Genomic DNA, 12,848 nt, shown 5'->3' with positions numbered 1-12,848 from the left:
GCGCTGATGTCCATTGGGCATCCTGCCGTGTTTATGGGCTTTGCTGTGACCGCACAGAGGGCATTCCATGGCGTGAACCTTCATCCATCAGTCTCTCTACTCTATCAATCCCACATTAGATTGACGTACGACCTTACGGCACTACCTTACTTTTCACTAAAGCTCCATACCCCTGTCCAGTCTTCAGGAACACCCTGATCCACTAAAATATCGATTCGCTTCAAATAAAGAAATGCCGTTTTATCAGCAGCATTAACCGCTAGTACCTTTTGGAAGGCATCCCGCGCTCGAACCAGTTGTCCCTGACAATATGCTTGGATTCCCTGATCAAAATCTGCTTGGGTTTGTAGCTTCAACAAGCAAGACTCCGTTGGTTGAGCATCCAACACCTCGTAGACAGTTATCGGCTCATTACGCCCCTTAACCACCGCTCGATCTAAAAACCGAATTTTGTATTGATTTGAGTGACTTAAGCGAGTTAAAACATCTTCCGAAATTAGCAAAGAAACACCATAAAACTTGGTCAATCCCTCAAGGCGAGCAGTCAAATTGACATTATCAGAAAAGGCATCGCCTTGAATACGATTATGCTCGCCCACCATCCCCACCATCATGTGGCCCACATGAATGCCGATTCCCACATCAATTGCCACCAAACCCTCCGCTTGCCGCTTTTCGTTATACCGTTGCACCTGATGTGATTTAGCAACACCAGCAGCTAATGCATCATCCACACCATTTGGAAAAACAGCCATCATGCCGTCGCCCAGAAATTTCACCACAAATCCATTATGAGCACGAATTTCCGGTGAGACACGCCGCAAATAAGCATTAACAAAATCAAAATTCTCCTGAGGAGTCATTTTTTCAGACAAAGTGGTGAACGATCGAATATCCGAGAACATCACTGCCATTTCTTTACTGATATGGTCGCCTAGCTCAATATCTGTTACGTCCTGTTTATTCAGGAAAGATAAATACTCAGGAGGGAAAAACCTAGCAAAGGAATTTTTTTGAGTTTCAAGATTCGTAAATGATGCTTTCAATTGATTGGACATGCTATTGAAGGAATTAGATAGGTTGGTAATCTCAATAATCTGGAATAGGTTGTCTATCTCCACATGTTGGTCGAGATTACCAGCCGCAATTTGCTTAGCTGCCGCATCCAACTTCAGCACTGGGCGCGTAATCCAACGAGAGCTATATAGTCCCGAGATAACAGCACCAATTAACGCTATAAGACACAGTAGTGCCGTATTTCGAGTATTTTCACTGATTTTTCCCATGAAGTCTGATTCAGGAACTACAGTGACAATCAGCCAATCTAGCCCTAGACGATCCTGCCAAGGTTGAACCCTAACCAAGAGGCGATCACCCGTTTGATTTTGAAAGTCCATAGACTGATCATGATCAATTTTTCTGAGATCAGAAAATTGTTTTTTTAGGTACTCAGCTGTTGTTCGGACTAATAAATCTCGGCTTTTCAAAGCATTCAGGCGACGGGCCTTCCCCTGACTTACCCAATACGGCTTTTCGTCACTCGAACTCGCAACAATCAGACCATTTCGTTCAATCACAAATATTCGACCAGATTTACCAAGTTGAAGTGTTTTAAGAAATTGACTAATTTGGGATAAAACAAAGTCAACTCCTAAAACACCAACCAATTTTCGGTTCTGATCCAGAATTGGATAGCTAGAGGAAATTGAAATGATCTCAGGGCGATCGCTCCACTGATAAACGTCACTCCAGCGAGGCTGACCGCTACTAATCACATTTTTATACCATCCTTCTTCTTTAAATCGGTATTCTTGACTAGTGAACTGTTTGGCTGGTTGACCTTGACGATCAAGCACATACCGCTTATATCGGTAGTTGTCACTTGCTTGCATCAGCTCTAGATACAAGTCACCATGGTCTTCTCGACCAATTCCTACAAAATCCCCAGACTCCATACCAATATTGACATAGCTGATCTCTGGAAAAACCTGCATTTGTCGCCAGAAGTACTGCCTAATATTAGTTTGATCCTGAGGTTGTAATAAGCCTAGCTGGATCGATTCCAAATTAAGTTGATTGACCTGAGATGGTGAAGCTAAATAGCTATCAAGCCGTTGACGAATTCGAGATTGAGCCTGTTCTTGAAGCTGAGTGCTTAAAGAATCAACAGCCTCTTGTCCATTCTTAAAAGATAGGTAGCCTACAATCCCAACTGTTACCAAAATTTGCAGTGTAAATGGAACTACCAATGCAGACCGCAGTCGAAAATTTTTGGATGTCAAAAGCTTTAGACTATTGTGAGTCATATCTAAATCTCGATAGGAATTTGGGTTGGTAATGGGCAGTTCGTTAATTTTTCTGAAGACGATTTTCTGGGAAAATTTAATTTTTCAAAAAAATGAACTATTCATTGGATGATAGCCAAAATGTAACAAATTGTACAAGTTCAAAAAACTCAGTTGGTCTTCGGTCACTAGGTTAACATCGAAGTATTGACAAAGGACATTTAATAAATATTGAGATTTGAATCAGGATTACCATCAATCACTCAATCAGGCTTATTATGTAATTAGCTCACTCAATATCTTCTTTGGAAAAGTATTCAGGAGCCAAACTGTAGCCATTTTTTCAAGAAATCAATATTGGCAGTAAAATCCCCTTCCTATGCTCCACTTTTGTCAATCATTAACTCACTTTAACTTGTTTTCAGAAGTCGATTGTGAGTGGCTATTCACAATTGGCAAGACTCAATCCCGATCAACGAATTCGACCCTAATACAAGCTAATCAGGAAAGTTCAGCCATTTACATTGTTTTGGAGGGTGAGCTGGCTATTCAGCTGCCTGATGCTAGCACTCATCGCATAGATCAAATTGCTTTGGGCAGTGGGGATCTCATTGGAGAAACCACGATTTTGGGTCACCCAGTAGCACCCTTTTCTGTTGTCGCTGCCGGAGATACCCAAGTCCTAGAGATCCCCAGACAGTCATTAAATCAGCAACTAACTCGTAACCGAGATTTTGCCGCTCGCTTCTACCGATTTTTAGCCACTAAGCTATCAGAACGCTTGAGACAATTATCTGTTTTGATGGCTAAACGTCAAGTCAAAGAGGGAGAACCACTCCGAAAAGTACTGCGAGTCTTTGCCACACTCAATGATAGTGATGTGGCATGGTTACTAGCCCAGGGCACTGCTGAACGAGCTTCCCTAGGAACCTCCCTGATTGAGCAAGGGAAAGCGGTTCCTGCAATTTATTTACTGCTCGATGGTGTGCTAGGTGTTTACATTAATATTGGAGCAGGAGCAACCATTCAAGAAGTTGAAGTTGCCAAGCGTGTGAAGGGCGATATCTTAGGGGAAATGTCCTTCGTTGATGGAGGAGCAGCATCAGCCACAGTCAAAACTCTAGAAAATGCCTGGTTCTTGAGTGTTCCTCAATCAACGCTTTCAGAAAAAATGCGTATGGATCAGGGCTTCGCTAGCCGTTTTTATCAAGCCTTGGCTCAGATTATGACAACTCGTTGTCAAGATCTATTAGTCCAAGGAGGTTTAGCCCATTTAACATCAGAGTCGATCAATCTTCTTTCAGAAGAGATTGAAGTAGAGGATGAGCTGGATTTTGATGTTTTAGAGGGAACAGCTATTGCCGGTACTCGTTTTGATTGGATGATTCAACAACTGCGTCGCTAGGTCTATCTATATAGATAGACCTAATATAGATAGATCTATATTGGGTCTATGAAAGTCCTATAAAACCCTACTCAAACCTATCCTCATGCCACCTAATCACGAAAAGGCAGAAGGTTTATTCCGGCAAGAATCTTTAGAGCGATTATCCTCGCCAGAACGGCTTGATCAACTCATGCAGGTTGTTAACCCGCTGGATTGGTTGATGTTGGCTACATTTGGCAGTTTGGTTTTGGCAGGGTTAGCTTGGAGCGTGATGGGACGCATTCCCGTGACGGTGGAAGGTCGCGGAGTGCTGATGCAACCACGCCAAATTATGGACTTTCAGTCTGCGATCGCTGGGCAACTGACAGAAGTGAAAGTACGAGGTGGGCAATGTGTTCAAAAGGGTGATACTTTAGCAACAATTGACCCCCTAGACTTGCGTCAACAACTGCGTTTAGCCCAGGGGAAATTGGGACAATTACGGACTCAAACTCAAGATTCTCGAATGCTGACTAGTCGACGAACCCAGACAGAACGTAGTGCGATCGAAGCATCTCGGGCTAGTTTGCGTCAACGGCTGCGGGATACCCAAGCATTAGCTCCAGTGTTACGGGACAAGGGGCTAGGTGCTGTGCAGGAGCAGCGTCGCAGTTTAGAACAACGGTTGGCCAATGCCCGATCATTAGTACCTGTGCGACGCAAGCGTGTGGAAGATCTCAGAAATTTGCAAGCACAAGGGGCAATTAATCGGGACTATTTGTTGCAGATCGAGCAAGCCTATATTCAATCCAAAGAAACTGTTGCAGAAATTGAAGCGCAACTGAAAGCCTTGGATGTAGAAAGCACGGAGGCTGAGCGCCGATATCTTGAAAACTTGCGAAGTACTGGGGAATTACAAGCTCAATTACAGGAGCTAGAAGCGCGAGATACTCGTCTCAATCAAGAAACCTTGGATACGAACACTCTGCGAGATCGGGAGCTTCAGGATGTGAGTCGCGAAATTACTCGTCTCAATCAGCAAATCAATAATAATAGCCAAGTTATTAGTCCCCAAGCAGGCTGTTTAATTGAAGTGAACGCTCAACCAGGACAAGTGGTGCAACCAGGGACAAAACTAGGCTATCTCCAAACGATTAATCAGGGCGATACCATGCGGGGCATGGGTTACTTAGCGATTAAAGATGGCAAGCGAGTCAAAGCAGGGATGAAAATAATCGTGATTCCCGACACAGTTCAGCGTGAGCGCTTTGGAGGCATTCTGGGCGAGGTCACTCAGGTTTCTGCTCTGCCCGTGACGAAAGAAGGAGCCTTAGCAGCGATCGGAAATGCTGATCTGGTACAAGGTTTGTTAGCAGGTAATAGTGCTGTAATTGGGGTTGAAGCAAAGCTAAGAGCCGACTCTCAAACTGACAGTGGTTATCAGTGGTCATCCTCTCGAGGCCCCTCAGAGATGATCACACCTGGCACCACCGCAACAGTACGAATTACGATTGAGGAGCGTGCTCCGATCACTTTCTTGTTGCCCTTTTTGCAAGAATTTGGCAGTGACAGAAAGCCCAAATTAGCGATGAATGTACCTCTCGATCACTTGCAAACATCACATCTGGGATTTGAGAGCCAATGATGCTCGCTGGCAAGAACGTCATCAGGAAGTATGAATAGAATTAAGCCACTACTATCATGGGCTTAAATGATTAAACCACTTTTCAAAATTGTCTGCCAGTGGCTATGCAACTTTCAGAAAAAATCCGACCGTTTTTACCCTTTCCGTTCCTGTTTAATAAAGCTCAAAAAACGAGATCGCGTAATAGTCGAGTGAGGACACCTACACTGCTGCAAATGGAAGCTGTTGAGTGCGGTGCTGCGGCCCTAGGCATTATTTTGTCTCACTATGGATTGATTATTCCTTTACCGCAACTGCGAACTCGTTGTGGAGTCTCGCGGGATGGTAGTAAGGCATCAAACATTTTAAAAGCTGCTCGTACTTTTGGGTTACAAGCTAAAGGGTTCAAAAAAGAAATCGATCAACTGCGAGAAATTAAGCCACCCTACATTATTTTTTGGAATTTTAACCACTTTTTAGTTGTCGAGGGCTTTGGTAAAGATCAAGTTTTCTTGAACGATCCGGCAACGGGGCCGCGCCAGGTCAGCGATCAAGAATTTCGAGAGTCTTACACGGGTGTTGTTTTGATCATGGAGCCCGGCCCTGACTTCAAGCGAGGCGGACGAAAGCCAAGCATGATTACGGCTTTATGGAAGCGACTTCAAGGATCAACATCAGAATTATTATTCTGTGTTTTAACAGGATTTGTTTTGGTTTTACCAGGCATTTCAATCGCAGCATTTGCTCAGATTTTTATTGACAATATTATGATTCAAAAGCAGGTGGAATGGATTCCGCCGCTACTGAGTACCATGGCACTGGTGACAATCGTGCAAGCAGGCTTAGTGCTATTACAGCTTAAGAAGTTACGCTATCTTCAGTTACGTCTTTCAATTCAGCTAACTGGTCAATTTCTATGGCATACTTTGCGCTTACCAGTGGGATTTTACGCCCAGCGCTTTGCTGGTGAAATCAGCAGTCGTCTTGGTTTAAACAATCAGGTGGCGGGCTTGTTATCTGGACAATTAACCCGCAGTGTGATCGATGCGGTTATGACTCTTTTTTATGGCACTATGATGGTGTTTTATGATCCAGTATTGACTATTATTGCTATTGTTTTTGTAATCATCAATATTTCTGTTCTGCGGTGGATTTCTCGCCAAAGAACTGATAACTATATGCGCCTTAATCAAGATCTTGGTAAAATTGCAGGCTTGGAAATTGGCGGACTACAAAGTATTGAAACGATTAAGTCAGCAGCTCTAGAATCTGATTTTTTTTCAAAGTGGGCTGGTTACTATGCCAAGTCCATTTCTGCTCAACAAGATCTACTCAAGGGCGAGCTGGTTTTAGGGTCTTTACCCGCATTTCTATCGTCACTATCTACCATGATCGTCCTAATCTTGGGCGGACTTCGAGTCATGGATGGCTACCTCACGGTTGGAATGCTGATTGCTTTTCAGGGATTAATGAATCGGTTTCAACAGCCAGTGGGTAGCCTAGTTAGCCTAGGCAGTCAAATTGAGCAATTAAGTGGCAGTATGAACCGTCTGGATGACGTATTACAAAATCCCATTGATCCAGTATTTCAAGCTGGCTTAGACCAAAAATTTCTACGGGCTAACTCAACGAATAGCCAAGGCATTCAGCTAGCGATGCCAACAGATATTATTCGTTTGCAGGGCTATGTTGAGTTACAAAATGTCACCTTTGGCTATAGTCGAGTAGATGCACCTTTAATTAAAGATTTTAGTTGTTCTTTAAGCCCTGGACAGCGTATTGCCTTTGTGGGAGGTAGTGGCTCTGGAAAGTCTACATTGTCGAAACTGATTACGGGACTATATGAACCCTGGGAAGGAGAAATTTTATTTGATGGTATTCCTCGTCAAGCAGTTCCTAGAGCAGTTCTGACTAACTCCCTATCGATGGTGGAGCAAGAGATCTTTCTGTTTGGGGGAACAGTACGAGATAACCTCACTCTTTGGGATGACACAATTCCAGATGCCCAACTCTTACAAGCTTGCCAAGATGCTGCAATTTTAGATGTGGTCATGGCGATTTCTGGGGGACTCAACGGGAAGCTCCTAGAAAGTGCCGCTAACTTGAGTGGTGGACAGCGACAGCGACTAGAAATTGCACGAGCCTTAGTTAATAATCCTTCAATTTTGGTGATGGATGAGGCAACTAGCGCCCTCGATGCAGAAACTGAAAAGCAAATTGATCGCAATATTCGTCGCAGGGGTTGCACTTGTATTGTGGTGGCGCACCGGCTCAGTACAATTCGGGATTGTGATGAAATTGTGGTACTTGATCGCGGACAGGTCGTCCAGCGAGGCAATCACGAATCTATGAAGGATATTCCGGGAGCTTATGCTCAGTTAATTCAAGCGGGGTGAGCCATGGTTAAAGCTTTTTAGTTATGGAGTGTGGAGCAGTCTTGCAAAAATGATTAGTGCTTAAGTTTTAGTCTGTAATTTACTTAACTGGGTTGCTTCAGATTTTGTAGTCAATGAATGCCTGATCCATGAAAACCATGAAAAATATTCAATTTGCACAAGTGGAGCCGACAACTAAGTGTAATTTTCGATGTGGATTTTGTTGCGGGCGATCGATGGATCAATCAAACTTGTCACTGGCTCAGTTTACAGAATTTCTAGAACTTTTTCCAGAAATTCAACACCTAGAGCTTCAAGGAGAAGGAGAGCCATTAATCAATCCCGATTTCTTTAAAATGGTAGATCTAGCAAATCGTCGAAGAATTTATATCTCTTTTATTACGAATGGTAGTTTTCTACATGCCTATATTCAGCAAATTTTGGATAGTCAAATTCGATCTATTCGAGTCTCTTTAGAGACTGCTGATCCTGAAAAATTTCAAAGAATTCGTGGTGGTTCCTTTGCTGTTGTCGAAGCGGGTATTCGTCAGCTACTGTCTGAGCGAAGTCGCTTAGGTTTGAGTCAGCCCAGTGTAGGATTTGCCCTGACAGTTTTGGCATCGACAGTAGATGATGTGCCAGACATTTATGATCTTTATCAGCAATTGGGTATGGATGGAGCGATCGCGATTCAATCGCTAAATCCCATGCCACAATATGCAGAAGTTTATGATGACCAAATCGCATCAGAATATTTAGAGACTGATCAAAAACAGCGTCTTCGCGGTTATATGACCAGCAAAGTTGCTCAGGAAATTTGGTTTCAAAAGTCACCCCATCATCACTTCTATGATGAGCTATTTCGGCCACGCCCAGCGGACATTGCAAAAGGGAAACTAGCTTCTTGTCCTTGGCTAGACTCAGGAATCAATCTTGATCGCCATGGCCGGTTAACACCCTGTTGTATGGTGAAGGGCGAGAGCTGGTCATTTGGTCAGCTAGGCGAGATCAGCCGTGAAGAAATTTTAGACTCAAAGGCTTATTTAGCTGCAGAATTAGCCCGTGGTGTTATTCCTGCGCCCTGTCGCGATTGCCATATTGCCCAGATGATTATTGCTGATGAATAATAGCAAGATCAACGGTTGTTGGTGTTTTTAATAAGATGTCTTTAAGAAAGGGCTTGTTGATAAAGCTCAACCGTTTTTTGAGCAGAAGATTGCCAACTAAATTGCTGGGCTTGTTGGAGCGATCGCCGTGACAAGTCATTCCGTAAGCTGGGTGATCGATAAATAGCCAATAGGCTTTGAGAAAGATCATCTAAGTTATTGGGATCGGCGAGCAATGCTGCGTTGCCAACCACCTCTGGCAAGGATGATCGATTGGATGTAATCACTGGCGTGCCACATTGCATTGCTTCCAAGGGAGGCAGCCCAAATCCCTCGTAAAAAGATGGGTAAACAAATGCTACAGCCCCACTATAGATCGGTGCTAAGTCTTGATCACGTAAATAGCCAGTAAAAATAATGCGATCAGTCAATTGGGGATACTGCCGGGCTGCTGCCAAAATTGGCTGATAATCCCATCCTAAACGCCCTGATAAGACCAGGACTAAATCTTCAATGTTTTCCTGAGTAATTAATTGTAAAAAACTGCGAATTAATCCATCTAGATTTTTGCGTGGTTCCAACGTGCTTAAACTCAGGATGTAGGGCCGATCAGTGGGTATACCATAAGTTGCTTGAGCTGCCTTAATTTGTTCGCGGTCTTGGCAGGGATAGAACCGATCGGAAGCGGCCCAAGGGACAACCTTCACTTGCTCAGGATGCACTTGCTTACCCAAGTAGTTACAGAGATCTTGTCGCGTTGCCTCAGAAGGGCAAGAAATCCAAAAACTGGGATCAATACCCTTAAGAGTGCTTGGCAAGTCAGCTTCTGGATGGAAGTATTCCCGATCGCCATCTTTGAGTAATCCGCACCACTCAGGATGCAAAATTGGGATAATGTCGTGAACCGTTAGGACTGGTTTAACGGACTTTCTCTGCTTAACAATTGCTGGAATTGCATAATAGGAGGAATGATAAATATCCAAGTTATTGAGATCGTGCCAAGCCGTTCCCTGAAATCCAAACTCTAAGACTTTGGCACGCCATTGATATAGCAGAGCTTCATTATCAATTATTTTGTAGAATTTTAGCTTCTGTACAAATTGAGCAAATAAAGACTCGCTAAGTAAATGCGTCTTGACTTGATTGCGGATCGTGACATTGATCGAGTTTGATCGCCAAGGTAATCGTTCACTCAGTTTCCTAGACTTGAGATACAAACGGGAATAGAGCCAAACACCAAAGGAGAAATCGCTCCCGGCAAACATTGATAGATCAGGACACTCTAGTAATTGATTGAGTAATTGTTCTGTTGTCCGAGAAATGCCAAAAGTCCATCGGTTGCGATGGGCAATTCCTAAGCTTGAGCAGTCGTAAAGAACGTTAATCATTCGTACTAGAAAGTTGGGATTTGATCATTATCGCTTGATTGGCTCAGCCATGACTCCAATAGCTTGCAAGCATTTTCAGCGCCATTTTCGGTACGCATTTTTGCGCCTAGCGCTTGAGTTTTCTGTTTTACTGACGGAGAGAGAACTTTATTCTCTAAAATTTTGGCAAGGCTGTCCGGCGTGATTTTATGGGGATGGGCGGCGGCTCCGACCTGTAGTGCTAATATCCGTTTCGCATTAAAGAACTGATCATTACCCAAGGGTTCAATCAACATGGGGCAATCATTGCGAAGCGATCGGGCGATCGACCCTACGCCACCATGATTTACAAATGCTGCCGCGTGCGACAAAATCCAATCCTGGGGCATAAAATCCACAAACAGGACTGCCTGGCGATCGCAAGCGTCGGGCAACAGGGACTCATTGAAATTTGCCCACCCTCGATGCACCAACAATCTACGACCTAATTTGGCCGCCGCACGCACATGAACTTCTAGGACTGCGCGAGGATTAGTCACTGGAATACTACTGAAGGATAGAAAAAGTGGTTTCGGTTCTTGTTCAACAAACGCTTGCAAAATTGGGTCGGGCTGCCAGGTTTTCCATGCAGGATCTTCATAAAACCAGAAGCCTGTTTGTCGATAGTGAGTATTTTCCAAAGTTGGCTGAGAAAAATATTGACTAGACCCTAATAGTGCATGGTCATTATGTTCATAATCTAACCAGTTCATCCCTTCCAGCCCTAGCTCTTGACCGACTTCCTCTAGGACTGACAAGAAAAACTGGCGAATTGCTCGTTGGTTGCTGGATGGTTGTCCCGAGTCAGTACAGAGGAAGAAAGGGGTTACAGATGCGGCAACCCAAGGTAAGCCCAGCTTGTGGTGGAGCATTGACCCCACAATGTGGCGCTGTAGACCGCCAATGAAAAGGTCGGCATCGGCACAAATGGCGAGTGCTTGATGATAAAGCTGAGGTAAATCGTTCCGTAGAAAAGCCTCCATGCTAGTGGCTTGGTCAGCAAAAGAGGTTTGAGGTGGTTCCCAGTGATCCCAATCTTTGGCATCTTGGCGCGCCTGGTCAGCGGTCAACTCTTGTCCATAGTCGATCGCCTCTAAACCCGCCTTGAGCACATAGGAATGCATGGATTTACGGAAGGCCATTTTGACCCGATGGCCGCGCGATCGCAGGGCTGCACCGAGGGCAATATAGGGCAAATGATCGCCGTGGGTTCCCGTGCCGGAAATAACAATAGTTGCCATAAATTAAGTAATCAATGCCGTGATGAATTAAAGGTTATTTTCTAGGCGGCTACGGGCGTTGCTAGCCATTGTTTGATTGCACCACAGGCAACCTCTAGCCCATTTTCTTCGCGAAACTTGAGCGCCACCTGTTGAGCAGTTTGACGATAATTATCCGTTAGCACCTTGCTTTTCAGGACATTAACCAACCCATTCACCGTCAGTTTGTGGGGATGCATGGCGACTCCCACTTTTAGACCCAACACTTGCTTTGCATTAAAAAATTGGTCATTGCCATAGGGTTCTACTAACATTGGACAGCCGTTTTTCAGGGCGCGGGCGATCGTCCCCATGCCCCCGTGGTGAATGATGGCGGCAATGCGGGGAAACAACCAATCTTGATTAATGAAATCCGTAAACCAAACGGCACCCTGATCGCAATCTTCTGGCAGCAGTGACTCATCGAATCCTGCCCAGCCTCGCTGTACCAACATCCTGCGACCTAACTGGGCCGCCGCACGCACATGCAGTTCCAAAACCGATCGAGCATTTTCCAACGGCAAACTACTAAAAGACAAAAATAAGGGCTTGGGATCAGTGTCCAAAAACTGGCAAAGCGCCGCATCGGGTTGCCAATCTTGCCAGTCGGGATCTTGATAGAACCAAAAACCTGTGGGTTGATAGGAACTATAGGCACTAATTTCGGGTGCAAAGTGCTGACTCGCGCCGAGGAGTGCCCGTTTAGGTTGCAGGCGATCGACTTCGTGCCATTCATCTAGGGTGATGCTAGGCAGGTCAAATTGCGTGCGAATATCGTTGATCACGCTCAAAAACAAGTCCGATCGCCTGCAAAGCATCCGATCAAAATTACGAGCTTGGGCATGGGGCATCACCGATGTGCCCACCCACGGGACTCCCAGTTTTTCTTCCACCAGCCACCCCACAATGTGGCGCTGCACACTACAAATCAGCAAGTCCGCATCGGCACAAATCGTGAGCAAGTCCTTGAAGGACTCTCCCAGTTCCCGTTTCAGGAAATGTCCCATGGACTCACGATATTCCTGATCCGAAGAAAATTGCTGTTGCCAATGATCCCAACCTTTAGCATATTTTTTGGCATGATCTTCGCCCCAGGCTACACCACAACCTACGGTCTCCAGCCCCGATTTCAGCGCATAGGAATGCATGGGTGTGCCAAAAGCCATTTGTACCCGATGGCCTTGCTCTAATAGAGCTTTGCCAAGGGCGATGTAGGGCAAATGATCACCCATGGTTCCTGAGCTAGTAATGACAATATTCGCCATAAAATTATGAGTGGCTTAAATTGGGCAAGAACTAAAATCTATTTGCGGCAGTGTTACCTGTTATAGTCCTGTTCTAACCCCTAAACCCTTCATCCATAGAATTTTTCTGATTTAGTTAACAACAAACAGGTAGTTACTTCTAGAAATCACCATCAATAAAAA

8 protein-coding genes are annotated in these 12,848 nt (G+C 44.7%); 4 read left to right on the top strand and 4 right to left on the bottom strand.

Translation table 11 applies throughout. The features are described from left to right. Positions 1-146 precede the first annotated feature (146 nt). The gene (locus AMR42_RS06655; RefSeq protein ID WP_099532683.1) at positions 147-2,306 is read right to left on the bottom strand and encodes an adenylate/guanylate cyclase domain-containing protein; all 2,160 of its coding nucleotides are present in this window, start codon (positions 2,304-2,306) and stop codon (positions 147-149) included. 394 nt (positions 2,307-2,700) lie between these two features. Between AMR42_RS06655 and AMR42_RS06650 the strand changes: the two genes are divergently transcribed. From AMR42_RS06650 to AMR42_RS06635, 4 genes are all read left to right on the top strand, one after another. Then, complete coding sequence (locus AMR42_RS06650) at positions 2,701-3,690, top strand: cyclic nucleotide-binding domain-containing protein (protein WP_234406715.1); 990 nt, start codon at positions 2,701-2,703, stop codon at positions 3,688-3,690. 85 nt (positions 3,691-3,775) lie between these two features. Next, positions 3,776-5,296 carry an NHLP bacteriocin system secretion protein gene (locus tag AMR42_RS06645; protein WP_099532681.1) on the top strand — a complete coding sequence of 507 codons (1,521 nt, stop codon included), beginning with the start codon at positions 3,776-3,778 and terminating at the stop codon, positions 5,294-5,296. A gap of 104 nt (positions 5,297-5,400) precedes the next feature. Then, positions 5,401-7,671, top strand: a complete 2,271-nt coding sequence (locus AMR42_RS06640) for an NHLP family bacteriocin export ABC transporter peptidase/permease/ATPase subunit (protein WP_099532680.1) — start codon at positions 5,401-5,403, stop codon at positions 7,669-7,671. Between the two features lie 128 nt (positions 7,672-7,799). Continuing rightward, positions 7,800-8,777, top strand: coding sequence for a radical SAM protein (locus AMR42_RS06635; protein ID WP_099532679.1), 978 nt, complete (start codon positions 7,800-7,802; stop codon positions 8,775-8,777). 41 nt (positions 8,778-8,818) lie between these two features. On the opposite strand, the gene AMR42_RS06630 is transcribed toward AMR42_RS06635, so the two are convergent. The 3 genes from AMR42_RS06630 to AMR42_RS06620 are packed head-to-tail and all read right to left on the bottom strand — an operon-like array spanning position 8,819 to position 12,686. Continuing rightward, entirely contained in the window at positions 8,819-10,144 is a 1,326-nt protein-coding gene (locus AMR42_RS06630; RefSeq protein WP_099532678.1) for a glycosyltransferase family 1 protein, read from the bottom strand. A gap of 5 nt (positions 10,145-10,149) precedes the next feature. Continuing rightward, positions 10,150-11,403 (bottom strand): glycosyltransferase, encoded by a 1,254-nt coding sequence (locus AMR42_RS06625; protein ID WP_099532677.1) that lies wholly within the window; start codon positions 11,401-11,403, stop codon positions 10,150-10,152. A 41-nt stretch (positions 11,404-11,444) separates the two neighbouring features. Further along, the gene (locus tag AMR42_RS06620; protein ID WP_143472966.1) at positions 11,445-12,686 is read right to left on the bottom strand and encodes a glycosyltransferase; all 1,242 of its coding nucleotides are present in this window, start codon (positions 12,684-12,686) and stop codon (positions 11,445-11,447) included. Positions 12,687-12,848 lie beyond the last annotated feature (162 nt).

This window comes from Limnothrix sp. PR1529, assembly GCF_002742025.1.
Lineage (GTDB): Bacteria > Cyanobacteriota > Cyanobacteriia > CACIAM-69d > CACIAM-69d > CACIAM-69d.
Note: the sequence above shows the minus strand (reverse complement) of the source record. Positions and strands in the feature narration are given on the sequence as shown.